Genomic DNA, 15,230 nt, shown 5'->3' with positions numbered 1-15,230 from the left:
TAGGGATTGATTAATGAATTTATTTGGTCAGGACAAAACCTTTGAGCTTGGAGAAAGCCGTGTCGATCAGGGCTTTCAACTGCGCATAGTGTTTGTCGTAATAACCCACTGCCGGCGAAGCACTGGCAGGACGACCGGCGTAGGCCAGTTTTTGTCCGTCTGTCAGGTTCTCGAAAATGTTGTGTTGGATTTGCAGCCAGGCACCCTGATTTTGCGGCTCATCCTGAGCCCAGACCAATTCGTTGAAATTGGGGAACTGTTTGAGTGCGGCAGCAAAAGCTTTGTGCGGGAACGGATAGAGTTGTTCGACACGGATGATCGCCGTATCGGTTTGTCCACGTTCCTTGCGCGCATTGACCAGGTCGTAGTAGAGCTTGCCGGAGCAGGCCACCACGCGCTTGACCTTCTTCGCGTCGATCGTCTCATCCAGCTCGCCGATGATGGTCTGGAAAGTACCCTTGGCCAGATCGGCCAGCGGTGAACCGGCATCCTTGTTACGCAGCAGGGATTTTGGCGTCAGGATGATCAGCGGCTTGCGGAACAGGCGGATCATCTGGCGACGCAACAGATGGAAAATCTGCGCTGAAGTGGTCGGCTGCACGACTTGCATGTTGTTGTCCGCGCACAGTTGCAGGTAGCGTTCCAGACGCGCCGAGGAATGCTCCGGACCTTGTCCTTCGTAACCATGTGGCAGCATCAGCGTCAGGCCTGATGCGCGGCCCCATTTCACTTCGCCGGAGCTGATGAATTGGTCGATCACGACTTGGGCGCCATTGGCAAAATCGCCGAATTGCGCTTCCCAGATGGTCAGCGTGTTTGGTTCTGCTGTGGAGTAGCCGTATTCAAAGCCCAATACTGCTTCTTCCGACAAGACAGAGTCGATGACGACAAACGGGGACTGTGTATCTGCCACGTTTTGCAGCGGAACATAGCTGCCGGCATCCCAGCGCTCACGATTTTGATCGTGCAATACTGCATGACGATGGACGAAAGTACCGCGGCCGGCATCCTGCCCGGCCAGTCGCACTGCATAGCCGGAAGCAACCAGTGATGCATAGGCCAGATGTTCGCCCATGCCCCAGTCCAGATTCAGTTCGCCACGACCCATAGCTGCGCGGTCGTTCAGAACTTTTTCCACCAGCGCATGCGGCTTGAAGCCTTCAGGAATAGTCGTGATACGCGTTGCCAGGCGTTTGAGTTCGGTCAGCGGCACGGCCGTATCGGCAGCATCAGTCCATTTCCGGTTCAGGAAAGGCATCCAGTCAACGGCATACTTGCTCTTGAAATTGGTGATGACAGGATCGAAAGTCAGCTTGCCTTCGTCCATCGCGTCGCGGAACGCTGCGACCAGGGCATCGCCACCATCAGCCGGCAAAATACCTTGGGCAATCAGCTTGTCGGCATAGTGCTTGCGGGTGCCGGGATGCTGTGCAATTTTCTTGTACATCAGCGGCTGCGTCAGCGCAGGTGTGTCTTGCTCGTTATGGCCCAGTTTGCGGAAGCAAATGATGTCGACCACGATGTCCTTCTTGAAGGTCATGCGGTAATCGACAGCGATTTGGGTGGCGAACACGACGGCTTCAGGATCGTCGCCATTGACGTGCAGCACAGGCGCTTCGATCATCTTGACGACGTCGGAGCAATACAGGGTCGAGCGGGAATCGCGCGGATCGGAAGTCGTGAAACCGATCTGGTTGTTAATCACGATATGCACGGTGCCGCCGGTGCTGTAACCGCGAGTTTGCGCCAGATTCAGCGTTTCCATGACCACGCCCTGCCCGGCAAAAGCGGCATCGCCGTGGACCAGGATAGGCAGCACTTGGGAGCCATCCTTGTCGCCGCGACGTTCCATACGCGCTTTGCACGAACCTTCCACTACCGGGTTGACGATTTCCAGATGCGATGGATTGAACGCCAGCGAGAGATGCACCGGACCGCCCGGGGTGCTGATGTCGGAGGAGAAACCCTGATGGTATTTGACGTCGCCGGCAGGCAGGTCGTCGGCGTGATGGCCTTCAAATTCGGAGAACAGTTCTTGCGGCGTCTTGCCCAGCGTATTGACCAGCACGTTCAGACGGCCGCGATGGGCCATGCCGATCACGATTTCCTGGACGCCGTTGGCACCTGCGCGTTGAATCGTCTCATCCAGGGAAGCGATGAAACTTTCTCCGCCTTCGAGCGAGAAACGTTTTTGACCGACGTAGCGCGTATGCAGATAGCGCTCCAGGCCTTCGGCTGCGGTCAGACGATCGAGAATGTGTTTTTTCTTTTCGACCGTGAAAGCCGGCAGCGAGCGGGTCGGTTCCAGACGTTCCTGAATCCAGCGCACTTCGGTCGGATCGCTGATGTAGGTGAACTCGGCACCGATGGAACGGCAGTAAGTTTCGCGCAAAGAATTGAGCAGGTCGCGCAGCGATGCGGTCTCCGTGCCGAAATACGTGTTGTTGATATTGAAGACGATGTCCAGATCGGCATCGGAAAAGCCGTAGAAGCTGGGATCGAGTTCGGGAATATGAGGACGTTCCTGGCGTTGCAGCGGATCGAGGTTCGCGAAGCGCGAACCCATATCGCGGTAACCAGCGATCAGTTGCGTTACCGCAACACGCTTGCGACCCATTTCAGAATCAGCGGAAGCGACCACGGTACGGATCGGTCCCTGCTTGGCGCGTTCTGCGAAGGAAGCAATGACGGGCGCATGCGCCACATCGGGTTTGTTGGTGCCGTCAGTTGCAGGCAAATGCTGGATGGCATCGAAGTAAGTACGCCAGCTGTCTGATACCGAACCTGGATTATTGAGATAGGCCTCATACAATTCTTCTATGTACGGGGCATTTCCTCCAGACAGATAGGAGTTGGCATTGTATTGCTCGTATATACGCGTCATTCTGCTCACCTTTCTTCGCGTTTCGCGAGATTAGCGGGTTGTTTAACCTTCCGCGACACGGCCTGACCGGTTAGCGGATTGCACATCAAGATGTGGGGAAGGACTTGTATTCGCCTGGATTTCTAGTATCCGGCGAATAGCTTTAGATTATAGCCCTTTATAACAATAAAAGCCCTTAGCTATCAAAGTTTAAAGCAATACATTTCCTACGACGCCATAGAAAAACCCGCCATGCTGACGAGGCAGGATGGCGGGTCAATCGGCAGCGGTTGATAGCTGCCTCGTTGTTACTGTATTAATGAAAACAAAAATCTACTTCCCAACATACCGAAAAGACGCTTAAGAAAACTTAAGCGCGATCAGTGATCTTGGTAACGTCGCGATGCGGCTCGCCAACAAACAATTGACGTGGACGTCCGATTTTTTGCTCTGGATCGGAAATCATTTCTTTCCATTGCGCAATCCAGCCGACAGTACGTGCCATAGCAAAAATACAGGTGAACATCGATGTCGGGATACCCAGCGCGCGTTGGACGATGCCGGAGTAGAAGTCCACATTCGGATACAGCTTGCGCGAAACGAAATAATCATCTTCCAGCGCAATTTTTTCGAGCGCCATGGCCAGCTTGAATAATGGGTCGTCATGCAATCCCAGTTCTTCCAGTACTTCATAGCAGGTTTCACGCATCAGTTTGGCGCGTGGATCGTAATTCTTGTAGACGCGGTGACCAAAACCCATCAGCTTGACGCCGGAGTTCTTGTCTTTCACCTGGCTGATGAACTCAGGAATATTATCGACCGAGCCGATCTGTTCCAACATAGTCAATGCCGCTTCGTTGGCACCGCCGTGAGCAGGACCCCACAGACACGCAATACCGGCTGCGATACAAGCGAATGGATTCGCGCCAGAAGAACCGGCCAGGCGAACTGTCGAGGTCGATGCATTTTGCTCATGGTCTGCATGCAGGATCAGGATACGATCGAGCGCACGTACCAGCACTTCATTGATTTTGTATTCTTCGCAAGGATTAGCGAACATCATGCGCATGAAATTGGCGCTGTAAGACAGGTCGTTGCGTGGATACACGAACGGCTGACCAATGGTGTATTTGTATGCCATCGCGACCAAGGTCGGCAGTTTGGCAATCATGCGGATTGCCGAGACATCACGGTGATAAGGATCGGTGATATCAAGCGAGTCATGGTAGAACGCAGACAGTGCGCCGACCGAACCGGTCAGGACGGCCATCGGATGGGCATCGCGGCGGAAGCCACGGAAAAAGAAATTCATTTGCTCGTGCACCATCGTGTGCTCGGTCACCATTTTCACGAATTCCTCTTTTTGCTCCGCATTAGGCAACTCGCTATGCAACAGCAAATAACAGGTTTCGAGAAAATCGCAATTAACGGCCAGCTGCTCGATCGGATAACCGCGATACAGCAATTCACCCTTGTCGCCGTCGATGTAAGTAATCGACGAATTACACGCTGCAGTCGACATGAAGCCGGGATCGTAGGTGAATTTACCGGTACCGGCGTACAACTTGCGGATATCGATAACGTCAGGACCTACGGTGCCTTTATAGATCGGAAATTCTATTGATGGGCTGCCGTCAGAGAACGACAAGGTTGCTTTTGTATCCGAATTAGGCATGGTTCTTCCTCTGCTGAGATGGTGAATCGAATTTCAAACACATAGACTTGCAAAAATAGGGGCAAACTTTTTTCTTGTACCATGCGCTGCAAGCCCGCTCCGATAAACGGAAAGCTTGCCCTGCGCCGGTGCGCGCATCGGCTAGACCGTGCGCATCTTCTTTAACAGTGCGTGGACTTGAGGCACATCCAGCGCGGCTTGCGGCTCCTTACGTACCAGCAGCAAGTCCATCAAATCATTATCCGGCATATCCATCAGGCGGGAAAATGCATCGACTTCTTCGTCGGTCATCTCGATTTCATGCGCATCCAGGAAGCGCGTGAGCATCAGGTCGTTTTCAAGCAGGCCACGACGGGCGCGCCAACGCAAACGGGCGCGGTTAAGAGGATCGGCTTGATGCGTGACTGACATAAATTAATTCACTTATCGATAACGGCCATGCGGAGCGGCAACAACATACGCCGCCCCGATCATGGCATAAAACAAGACAGGACAAAAACTAAACAGCCCGACGTACCAACATTTCCTTGATTTTGCCGATGGCTGCATTCGGGTTGAGACCCTTAGGACAGACGTCAACGCAATTCATGATCGAGCGGCAACGGAACAGACGGTATGGATCTTCCAGATTATCCAGGCGTTCGGCAGTCGCTTCATCGCGGCTATCCGCAATAAAACGATATGCCTGCAGCAACCCGGCAGGACCGACGAACTTGTCGGGATTCCACCAGAAGGACGGGCAGGAAGTCGAACAGCATGCGCACAGAATGCACTCATACAAGCCATCGAGTTCTTCGCGCTGTTCCGGCGTTTGCAGACGTTCTTTTTCCGGCGGTACGTTGTCGTTGATCAGGAATGGCTTCACCGAATCGTATTGCTTGAAAAAATTGGTCATGTCGACGATCAGATCGCGAATCACCGGCAAACCTGGCAGTGGCTTCAGAACGATAGGCTGAGTCAGCTCGTTCAGATTGGTGGTGCAAGCCAGACCGTTTTTGCCGTTGATATTCATGGCGTCGGAACCGCAGACGCCTTCACGGCAAGAGCGGCGCAGCGCCAATGAGTCATCGACATCGGCCTTGATCCGCTGCAATGCATCGAGCAGCATCTTGTCGGTCGGCTTGAGTTCGACGGTCAGGTCCTGCATGTAAGGCTTTTCGTCCTTGTCCGGATCGTAACGATAAATTTTAAATTGCAGCGTGCGTGTCATTGATCGACCTCTTAGAAAGTACGTGCTTTAGGTTTAAACGATTCGACAGTCAGCGGGGTCAGATTGACCGGCTTGTAGTCGAGACGATTCCCCTCGGAATACCAGAGCGAATGCTTGAGCCAGTTTTCATCGTCGCGTTTTTCGTAGTCGCGGTGCGCATGCGCGCCACGGGACTCTTTACGCGCGACTGCCGACGAAATGGTTGCCTTAGCGGTTTCGATCAGGTTGTCCAGTTCCAGTGCTTCGATACGGGCAGTATTGAATACTTTGGACTTGTCCTTGAACGACACTTGCTTGCGTCGCTCATCCAGCTCCATGACCTTCTTGTAGCCTTCAGTGAGCAACTCATCCGTCCGGAACACGCCGCAATAATGCTGCATGGTGGAGCGGATGTCGTTGGCCACATCCTGCACGCGCTCTGAACCGGTACTATTTTCCAGACGAGCCAGACGCGACAAAGCCAAATCAGCCGCATCAGCCGGCAAAGGCTTATGGCTGCGATCCTTGAGATTGCTTTGCACAATGTGATTACCTGCGGCACGACCGAACACGACTAGATCGAGCAAGGAGTTGGTACCGAGACGGTTGGCACCGTGCACCGATACGCAGGCGCATTCGCCAATCGCATACATGCCCTGCACCACGTCGTTGGATACACCGTTCTTCGGCACAACCACCTGGCCGTACACGTTGGTAGGGATACCACCCATTTGGTAATGGATCGTCGGCACCACAGGAATTGGTTCCTTGGTTGCATCGACGTTGGCAAATTTATGTGCGATTTCCAGAATCGATGGCAAACGCTTCGTGATGGTTTCGGCGCCGATGTGACGCAGATCCAGCAAGACGTGATCCTTGTTCGGACCACAACCGCGGCCTTCCTTGATTTCCTGATCCATCGAGCGTGAAACGAAGTCGCGCGGCGCCAGATCCTTCAGCGTCGGCGCATAGCGCTCCATGAAACGTTCGCCAAGACTGTTGATCAGAATGCCGCCTTCACCGCGCACACCCTCAGTAATCAGCACACCCGCACCGGCGACGCCAGTCGGATGGAACTGCCAGAACTCCATGTCTTCCAGCGGCAAACCTGCGCGCGCCGCCATACCCATGCCGTCGCCGGTATTGATGTAGGCGTTGGTCGATGCCGCCCAGATGCGACCTGCTCCGCCGGTAGCAAACAAGGTGGTCTTGGCTTGCAACATCATGACCTGGCCAGTTTCCATTTCCATCGCGACCACACCCAGCACGTCGCCTGCAGCATCACGAATGAGATCAATCGCCATCCACTCGACGAAGAAATGCGTCTTGGCGCGGACATTGCGCTGATACAAGGTATGCAGCAAAGCATGCCCGGTACGGTCGGCTGCGGCACAAGCGCGCTGCACTGGTTTTTCACCGAAATTGGCGGTATGACCGCCGAATGGACGCTGATAGATCGTACCGTCTGCATTACGATCGAACGGCATACCGAAGTGTTCGAGCTCGTAGACTGCCTTCGGCGCTTCGCGACACATGAATTCAATTGCATCCTGGTCGCCCAGGTAATCCGACCCCTTGATGGTGTCGAACATGTGCCAGTACCAGTTGTCTTCCGACATATTGCCCAGCGACGCACCGATACCGCCTTGAGCGGCAACCGTGTGTGAACGCGTTGGAAATACTTTTGATAATACGGCGACGTTCAGACCGGCTTCTGCCAGTTGTAACGACGCCCGCATGCCGGAACCGCCGGCGCCAACAATAACCGCATCGAAGCGGCGTGTTGGAATTGTGGATTTGATAGCTGCCACGATTACACTCTCCACAAAATCTGCGCCGCCCATCCGGCACATGCTACAAGCCACAAAATCGTGGCAACCTGCAAGACGAGGCGAATTGCCACCGGCTTGACGTAATCCATCCAAATATCACGCACGCCGATCCAGGCGTGGAAAAACAATGCCAACAGCACTGCAAAAGTGGCCATCTTGAACCACTGATGCGCAAACATGCCGGCCCAACCGTTGTAGCTAAAATCGGATGCCGTCAAAAAGCTCAACAGTAAAATGACTGTATAGACGGCCATGACGACGGCCGTTGCGCGCTGCGCCAACCAGTCGCGCAGTCCGTAGTGAGCGCCGACAACGAGCCGCTTGGAACCAATATTATTGTTATTTGCCATTTAAAATGCTCCGAACAGTTTCAGGGCCACCAGCGCTGCCAGCGTCAGACTGATCGACAAAACGGCAACTGCCGATTTGCGGGCGCTGTCTTTATCCAGGCCGATGTGGTTATCCATGACTAAGTGACGGATACCAGCGCAGAAATGATGGAGATAAGCCCAGGACAGGGCCAGGATGACCAGCTTGACGAACCAGTTAGAGGTAAAACCTTTGAAGTAATCGAAAGAATCTTCCGACAACAGACTGCGTTCAAGCATGAACAGGATCAGCGGCAACAGTAAAAACATGAGCAACCCGCTGATGCGATGCAGAATGGATACGAAACCGGCCAGCGGCAAACGATATCCTGCAATTTGGGTAATGCCTATGTTCCGAAATTGCGGCCGTTTCGGTTTAGCGGCTTCAGACATAAAAAAGCTCTCCTCAGATTTAAGACAATTTCACAATTTTTACCGATTTTTCATCGGCAAGCCATCAGTTTCATACCGTAATGCAGCAATTTCGTCTCAGGCCAGCTAGTATGGCATCGTTCAGATTCCTTTGCAGGACCTGTGACGAATCAGAAGACTCAACTAAGTTCGCTTCGGTAGTAGTAATTCCTGGTCAAATATTGTCCACGCCGGTATTCGACCGGTTTGTCGCCATACGTAAAGGAGGCGCGCTCGACAATCAGCAAAGGCGCCTGCAACTCCACTCCCAACAAGGCAGCCGTTTCAACATCGGCCGCTCCTGCCCGTATGCGCTCAAGGGCGCGAATCATGCGAGTACCAAATTCGGTCTCAAACAAGCCATACAAGGGGCCCTTGTATTCCATCAGACGTTCCGCCGTTAATCCCTTGAAAATCACACCGGGCAGCCAGATGTCTTCAAGGATCGTCGGCACACCGTTGAAGGATTTAACACGCTTAATGAAAATCGCGGAATCGCCCGCCTTGATATCGAGCTGACGAGCAACTTCAACGCTGGCACGGCAGCGCTTGACTTCGACGATATTGTTTTCGGGGTTTTGTGGTTCATCGACATCCGGCACGAGGCGCAGAAATCGGAACTGGGAATGCGTTTCATGATGCGTGGCAACAAACGTACCCTTGCCCTGCCGGCGCACCACCAGATTTTCTGCCGCCAGCTCATCGATTGCCTTGCGCACCGTTCCCTGACTCACCTTGAAACGGATGCCTAATTCAACTTCGCTGGGAATCAGCTCGCCCGGCTTCCACTCGCCCGACTCGAGACTCTGGGTAATCAGCAATTTAATTTGCTGATAGAGGGGACTAAAAGTAGGAGATGCTCCTGCTACGCCGCTTACTGGACCTTGCGACTCTGCTGCAGGGGAATTGGGATGGATGGAACTCATAGACACGGATTTCAACACAGAATGACCTTTGCCGTCCAGCAGAATGTATTAGTTATATGTCTTATATAAGATATAAGATATTATTTGACAGGCATCCTGAGCAAGCCTACACTCACGGGCAAGTTTTCGTATCGGGATTACGAGCAGTACAGAGAAAGTACAGAGAAAGTACCGAGAATCAAACCAAACCGTCCGTATTTAAAGGGCGGAGCGGCCCGGATTACGAACACTGCCCACTCCCCATTCGCCAAAACATCTGACCATGTCTTATTTCGTCGGTATGATTACGGGCTGTACTAAGCAAGACGAAATCTACGCAAGACGGAATCTAAGACGGAATCGCTTTTCATCAATTTGCTCACCACTTTGGAGATTCATCATGACTAAAGCCCCTAAGCGCGTTGCCATTACCGGCGCCGCAGGACAAATCGCTTACTCACTGCTGTTCCGCATCGCGAATGGCGATTTGCTCGGCAAAGATCAACCAGTGATTTTGCAATTGCTGGAAATCCCTGACGAAAAGGCACAAAAAGCGCTCAAGGGCGTCATCATGGAAATCGATGATTGCGCATTTCCTCTGCTGGCCGGCATCACCGCCCACAGCGACCCGATGACAGCGTTCAAGGACGCCGATGTCGCCCTGCTGGTTGGTGCGCGTCCACGTGGACCCGGCATGGAACGCAAGGATCTGCTGGAAGTCAATGCGCAGATTTTCACCGTGCAAGGCAAGGCACTCGATGCAGTCGCTTCGCGCGACATCAAAGTACTGGTCGTCGGCAATCCTGCGAACACCAATGCCTACATCGCCATGAAGTCGGCACCAAGCCTGCCAGCAAAAAACTTCACTGCCATGCTGCGTTTGGACCACAACCGCGCCCTGTCGCAAATTGCCGCCAAACTCGGCAAGCCAGTGTCGGCGATCGAAAAACTGTTCGTCTGGGGCAACCACTCGCCAACCATGTACGCTGATTACCGCTACGCCACAGTGGACGGCAAATCGGTTCAGGAAGCGATCAACGATCAGGAATGGAACAAGAACGTGTTCCTGCCAACCGTCGGCAAGCGCGGCGCAGCCATCATCGAAGCACGCGGTTTGTCTTCGGCAGCATCAGCAGCCAATGCCGCCATCGACCATATCCGTGACTGGGTACTGGGCACCAACGGCAAATGGACCACGATGGGCATTCCATCCGATGGTTCTTACGGCATCCCTGAAGGCACCATGTTCGGCTTCCCTGTCACCACGGAAAACGGCGAATACAAAATCGTGCAAGGTCTGGAAATTGATGCTTTCTCGCAAGAGCGCATCAACATCACCCTCCAGGAACTGCAAGAAGAACGGGACGGCGTCAAGCATCTGGTTGGCTAATTAGCCCAGACGTTCAACCCGGATGACGCGATGACCAGCACGGCCATCGCGTCACGCCTAGTCGGAGACGACATCATCACCATGCATCCCACCCAGGTCTTGTTCCCAGGCACAGCACAACCGGTTTTTTTACCGGTCTGTGATCATTACGCCGGTTCCGAGAAACTCATGCGCAAGTCGATTGCCCTTCAGCACACGCTGGGGCCGGTATTCGACATCACCCTCGATTGTGAAGACGGTGCCAGCGCCGGTAACGAAGAAGCACATGCACGTCTGGTCGCCTCACTGATTGCAGGCGACGACAACCGTTTCCTGCGCATCGGTGCGCGGGTACACGATGTCAACAGCCCCTTTTTCGAGCGCGATGTCACGCTGATTTGTGGGGAAGCCGGCAACCGTATCGCCTATCTGATGTTGCCCAAGGCCAACGGTCTGGCGGACGTTCAGAAAGCACTCAAGATCATCAATCTGCACGCAGGTTTCGCCGGACGCGATTGCCTGCCGCTGCACGTACTCATTGAAACGCATGGCGCACTGGCCGACGTCAACGCCATCGCCGCCCTGCCGCAAGTGCAATCGCTGTCCTTCGGCGTCATGGATTTTGTATCGGCACATTTCGGTGCCATCCCTTCCGCCGCGATGCGTTCGCCGGGCCAGTTCGATCACCCGCTCGTCGCCCGCGCCAAACTGGAAATCGCCGCCGCCTGCCATGCACATGGCAAATCGCCATCGCACAATGTCACCACGGATATTCGCCATCCGGAAGTCGTTCGCGCTGACGCACTGCGTGCCAAAAATGAGTTCGGCTATACGCGAATGTGGAGCATCCATCCCGATCAGATCGAAGCGATTGTTGACGCATTTTCGCCAGCCAGCAATGAGCTCAATGAAGCGGCCGACATTCTGACGCAAGCCCAGCTAGTACAATGGGGACCGATACAACATAACGGCACCCTGCACGATCGCGCCAGTTATCGCTATTATTGGACGCTGCTGCAACGTGCCGCCGCCAGCGGCGTGACGCTACCAGCTTCGGTACAGTCTTATTTTTCCACCCCTGAATCCTCTTCTCAGTAAATATCACTCCATTCCATGAAAAAACATTCTTCACTTGCTCTCCTGTTAAGCGTCGCACTGATTGCCACTCTTCCTTTAGCAAACGCGCAAACCGCAACGCCTGACGCAACGGCAACTGCCGCGAAGGTCGCAAAAAAGCCGGTCAAAAAAGCCAAGAAAACAGTCAAGAGCAAGACCGGAGAAAGAGCAGCTTCTGCCGAGTCTGCAAAGCCAAAACAGCTCTTGTCCTCTGAAGACGAAGACGATGAAAACGAACCGGATGTCGGCACCACCAAATCCGCTGATTTTTCCTGCGACCTGGGACAAAAGCTGACGATTTTCAAAAACGACGCCGATGACAAACACATCGCCATCCGCTGGAACAAACACCTGAACCGCCTCACGCGCGTGGGCACGACGACCGGAGCAAACCGTTTTGAAAACCGCAAAGTCGGCCTGGTATGGATAGGCATCCCGGCGAAAGGTATTTTGCTCGACGCCAAAAAAGGACAGCAACTCGCCAACGAATGTAAAAACAACGACCACGAAGCTGCCGAAACCGGAATACTGGCTACACCAATAGCCAAGAACTAACTCAGAATTCACACCGCAATTACTATAATTTTTGCCCTTCAAGGAGAAGATGCCATGTCCCGCAATACATTAAATACGCTGAAGGAATTCAAGATCACTGCCACCAAGAAAGGCAAGTTCTACTCCCTCCCTGCGTTAGAAAAAAAACTGGGTATCAATATCTCCCGTCTGCCAGTCTCGATCCGTATCGTGCTGGAATCTGTCTTGCGTAACTGCGACGGCAAAAAAGTCACCGAAGAACACGTTCGCCAACTGGCCAGCTGGAAAGCGGTCGGTACCCGTACCGATGAAATTCCCTTCGTCGTTTCACGCGTCGTGCTGCAAGACTTTACCGGCGTTCCACTGCTGGCCGATCTGGCCGCTATGCGTAACGTCGCCAAAAAACTGGGCCGCAATCCAAAGAACATCGAACCGCTGGTTCCGGTGGATCTGGTCGTCGATCACTCGATTCAAATCGATCATTTCCGCGAGAAAAAAGCGCTGGATCTGAACATGAAACTGGAATTTCAGCGCAACAACGAGCGCTACCAGTTCATGAAATGGGGCATGCAGGCATTCGACACCTTCGGCGTCGTGCCTCCCGGCTTCGGCATCGTCCATCAAGTCAATCTGGAATACCTGGCGCGCGGCGTCCACAAAAAGAATGACCTCTACTACCCGGACACTCTGGTCGGTACCGATTCCCACACCACCATGATCAACGGTATCGGCGTGGTCGGCTGGGGCGTTGGCGGTATTGAAGCAGAAGCCGGCATGCTGGGCCAACCGGTTTATTTCCTGACCCCTGACGTCGTCGGCGTCAACCTGACCGGCATGCTGCGCGAAGGCGTCACCGCCACCGATCTGGTGCTGACCGTGACTGAACTGCTGCGTCAGACTAAAGTCGTCGGCAAGTTTGTCGAATTCTTCGGCGAAGGCACCCGTTCGCTGTCACTGACCGACCGCGCCACCATCGCCAACATGGCGCCGGAATACGGCGCCACCATGGGCTTCTTCCCGGTCGATGAAGCCACGCTGACTTACTTCAAGGGCACTGGCCGCACCAAAGCAGAAATCGATGCTTTCGAATCGTATTTCAGAGCGCAAAAACTGTTCGGTATTCCTAACGAAGGCGACATCGACTACTCCAGCGTCGTCAAGCTCGACCTCGGCAGCGTCACTCCTTCCCTGGCAGGTCCTAAACGGCCACAGGATCGGATCGATCTGGATAAGGTCAAGAGCAATTTTGCCGAGCTGTATTCCAAGCCGACTGCGGAAAATGGCTTCAACAAGAATGCCGCCGACCTCGACACCAGCTTTACCAATACCGACGGCGTCAAGGTCAAGAGTGGCGATGTGCTGATTGCGGCCATCACCTCCTGCACCAACACCTCCAACCCGAGTGTCATGCTCGCAGCTGGTCTGCTGGCCAAGAAGGCAGTGGAAGCCGGCCTGAAAGTATCGCCGCACATCAAGACCTCGCTGGCTCCTGGCTCGCGTGTGGTCACCAAGTATCTGGAAGCAGCCGGTCTGCTGCCTTACCTGGAAAAACTGGGCTTCGGTTTGACTGCTTACGGTTGCACCACTTGTATCGGTAATGCCGGCGATCTGACACCTGCAATGAATGAAGCCATTGCCAAGAATGATGTCGTGGCCGCTGCCGTTCTGTCCGGCAACCGCAACTTCGAAGCGCGTATCCATCCGAACATCCGCGCCAATTTCCTGGCATCGCCACCGTTGGTTGTGGCTTACGCCATCGCCGGTACCATGACGCGCGATCTGATGACCGAGCCAGTCGGCAAGGGCAAGGGCGGCAAGGATATTTACCTGGGCGACATCTGGCCGACTTCGCATGAAATCGAAAAACTGATGAAGTTCGCCTTGAACGCCAAGACGTTCAAGGAAAACTATGCCGACGTCAAGGGCGCTCCCGGCAAGCTGTGGGAAAACATCAAGGGCGTGGCTGCAGGCGAAGTCTACGATTGGCCGGCATCGACCTATATCGCCGAACCACCGTTCTTCGATAATTTCACCGAAACCCCGGCAGCCGTGGCTACCAGCATCATGGGCGCACGCGCACTGGGCATCTTCGGCGACTCGATCACCACCGACCATATTTCGCCAGCCGGTTCCATCAAGGAATCCAGCCCGGCCGGAAAATGGCTGCAAGCCAACGGCGTATTGAAGGCAGACTTCAACTCCTACGGCTCACGTCGCGGTAATCACGAAATCATGATGCGCGGCACATTTGCCAACGTCCGCATCAAGAATCTGATGATTCCGGTGAAACCAGATGGTTCGCGCATTGAAGGCGGTATCACTCTGCAACAACCGTCCGGCGAGGAAACATCGATTTACGATGCAGCCATGCAATACGTCAAGGATGGCGTGCCGACGATGGTGTTCGGCGGCGAAGAGTACGGCACTGGCTCCTCCCGCGACTGGGCAGCCAAGGGTACGCAACTGCTGGGAGTGAAGGCCGTGATTACCCGCTCGTTTGAACGTATCCATCGCTCCAATCTGGTAGGCATGGGCGTTTTGCCGCTGCAATTCCTGGGTAACGACAGCGTCGAAACTCTGGGCATCGTCGGCGATGAAACCTTCGACCTGATCGGTATCGACGGCGAAATCAAACCGCAACAGAAAGCCACTCTGGTGATCCATCGTAAAAATGGCGAAACCAAAAAAGTGACCTTGCTGCTGCGCATCGATACGCCAATCGAAGTGGATTACTACAAGCATGGCGGTATCCTGCCATTCGTGCTGCGTCAATTGCTGGTGGCCTGATAGAAGCCGGCATCTGAAAAAACGTCGTACCTGCCCGCTACTGCGGGTTTGAACAACGCCGGCCACAAGCCGGCGTTTTTTATGGGCAAACCCGATGCTATCGCCTCACTTTGAAGCGTGATTTTCACGCCGAAAACAAATCAATTCCTCACAGAAGAATTCGCCCCGGCGAATCCACTAC

The 15,230-nt window shown here is 54.0% G+C and carries 12 protein-coding genes; 4 read left to right on the top strand and 8 right to left on the bottom strand.

The genetic code is table 11. The features are described from left to right. Positions 1-19: 19 nt before the first annotated feature. The 8 genes from RGU70_RS09680 to RGU70_RS09645 form a co-directional block, all read right to left on the bottom strand. On the bottom strand, positions 20-2,884 hold the full coding sequence (locus RGU70_RS09680; RefSeq protein WP_322209187.1) for a 2-oxoglutarate dehydrogenase E1 component: 2,865 nt from the start codon (positions 2,882-2,884) through the stop codon (positions 20-22). A gap of 349 nt (positions 2,885-3,233) precedes the next feature. Next, positions 3,234-4,538: a citrate synthase gene (gene gltA, locus RGU70_RS09675; protein ID WP_322209186.1), complete on the bottom strand. Its 1,305-nt coding sequence runs from the start codon at positions 4,536-4,538 to the stop codon at positions 3,234-3,236. Positions 4,539-4,679: 141 nt separating this feature from the next. Beyond that, positions 4,680-4,949 carry a succinate dehydrogenase assembly factor 2 gene (locus RGU70_RS09670; protein ID WP_322209185.1) on the bottom strand — a complete coding sequence of 90 codons (270 nt, stop codon included), beginning with the start codon at positions 4,947-4,949 and terminating at the stop codon, positions 4,680-4,682. A gap of 88 nt (positions 4,950-5,037) precedes the next feature. Beyond that, positions 5,038-5,748: a succinate dehydrogenase iron-sulfur subunit gene (locus tag RGU70_RS09665; RefSeq protein WP_322209184.1), complete on the bottom strand. Its 711-nt coding sequence runs from the start codon at positions 5,746-5,748 to the stop codon at positions 5,038-5,040. A gap of 11 nt (positions 5,749-5,759) precedes the next feature. Then, positions 5,760-7,538 (bottom strand): succinate dehydrogenase flavoprotein subunit, encoded by a 1,779-nt coding sequence (gene sdhA, locus RGU70_RS09660; RefSeq protein WP_322209183.1) that lies wholly within the window; start codon positions 7,536-7,538, stop codon positions 5,760-5,762. Between the two features lie 2 nt (positions 7,539-7,540). Further along, a complete protein-coding gene (gene sdhD, locus RGU70_RS09655) occupies positions 7,541-7,909 on the bottom strand; it encodes a succinate dehydrogenase, hydrophobic membrane anchor protein (protein ID WP_322209182.1) in 369 nt (122 codons plus the stop codon). Further along, a complete protein-coding gene (gene sdhC / locus RGU70_RS09650; protein ID WP_322209181.1) occupies positions 7,910-8,320 on the bottom strand; it encodes a succinate dehydrogenase, cytochrome b556 subunit in 411 nt (136 codons plus the stop codon). A 158-nt stretch (positions 8,321-8,478) separates the two neighbouring features. Continuing rightward, positions 8,479-9,264, bottom strand: coding sequence for a GntR family transcriptional regulator (locus RGU70_RS09645; protein ID WP_322209180.1), 786 nt, complete (start codon positions 9,262-9,264; stop codon positions 8,479-8,481). A 379-nt stretch (positions 9,265-9,643) separates the two neighbouring features. On the opposite strand from RGU70_RS09645, the gene RGU70_RS09640 reads away from it, so the two are divergent. From RGU70_RS09640 to acnA, 4 genes are all read left to right on the top strand, one after another. Next, a complete protein-coding gene (locus RGU70_RS09640; protein WP_322209179.1) occupies positions 9,644-10,633 on the top strand; it encodes a malate dehydrogenase in 990 nt (329 codons plus the stop codon). An 81-nt stretch (positions 10,634-10,714) separates the two neighbouring features. Continuing rightward, on the top strand, positions 10,715-11,710 hold the full coding sequence (locus RGU70_RS09635; protein ID WP_322210755.1) for a CoA ester lyase: 996 nt from the start codon (positions 10,715-10,717) through the stop codon (positions 11,708-11,710). A gap of 15 nt (positions 11,711-11,725) precedes the next feature. Beyond that, a complete protein-coding gene (locus RGU70_RS09630) occupies positions 11,726-12,283 on the top strand; it encodes a hypothetical protein (protein ID WP_322209178.1) in 558 nt (185 codons plus the stop codon). Between the two features lie 54 nt (positions 12,284-12,337). Continuing rightward, positions 12,338-15,049, top strand: a complete 2,712-nt coding sequence (acnA, locus tag RGU70_RS09625; RefSeq protein WP_322209177.1) for an aconitate hydratase AcnA — start codon at positions 12,338-12,340, stop codon at positions 15,047-15,049. Positions 15,050-15,230 lie beyond the last annotated feature (181 nt).

It is taken from the genome of Herbaspirillum sp. RTI4, from assembly GCF_034313965.1.
In the GTDB taxonomy this organism is placed as follows: Bacteria; Pseudomonadota; Gammaproteobacteria; order Burkholderiales; family Burkholderiaceae_D; genus Herbaspirillum.
The sequence above is the reverse complement of the archived record's forward strand: the minus strand, read 5'-3'. Positions and strand labels throughout refer to the sequence as shown.

Excerpts from the sequence above, each read along its gene's own strand:
- RGU70_RS09680 (WP_322209187.1), bottom strand. The coding sequence starts at position 2,884 with ATGACGCGTATATACGAGCAATACAATGCCAACTCCTATCTGTCTGGA.
- gltA (WP_322209186.1), bottom strand. The coding sequence starts at position 4,538 with ATGCCTAATTCGGATACAAAAGCAACCTTGTCGTTCTCTGACGGCAGC.
- RGU70_RS09670 (WP_322209185.1), bottom strand. The coding sequence starts at position 4,949 with ATGTCAGTCACGCATCAAGCCGATCCTCTTAACCGCGCCCGTTTGCGT.
- RGU70_RS09665 (WP_322209184.1), bottom strand. The coding sequence starts at position 5,748 with ATGACACGCACGCTGCAATTTAAAATTTATCGTTACGATCCGGACAAG.
- sdhD (WP_322209182.1), bottom strand. The coding sequence starts at position 7,909 with ATGGCAAATAACAATAATATTGGTTCCAAGCGGCTCGTTGTCGGCGCT.
- sdhC (WP_322209181.1), bottom strand. The coding sequence starts at position 8,320 with ATGTCTGAAGCCGCTAAACCGAAACGGCCGCAATTTCGGAACATAGGC.
- RGU70_RS09645 (WP_322209180.1), bottom strand. The coding sequence starts at position 9,264 with ATGAGTTCCATCCATCCCAATTCCCCTGCAGCAGAGTCGCAAGGTCCA.
- RGU70_RS09640 (WP_322209179.1), top strand. The coding sequence starts at position 9,644 with ATGACTAAAGCCCCTAAGCGCGTTGCCATTACCGGCGCCGCAGGACAA.
- RGU70_RS09635 (WP_322210755.1), top strand. The coding sequence starts at position 10,715 with ATGCATCCCACCCAGGTCTTGTTCCCAGGCACAGCACAACCGGTTTTT.
- RGU70_RS09630 (WP_322209178.1), top strand. The coding sequence starts at position 11,726 with ATGAAAAAACATTCTTCACTTGCTCTCCTGTTAAGCGTCGCACTGATT.
- acnA (WP_322209177.1), top strand. The coding sequence starts at position 12,338 with ATGTCCCGCAATACATTAAATACGCTGAAGGAATTCAAGATCACTGCC.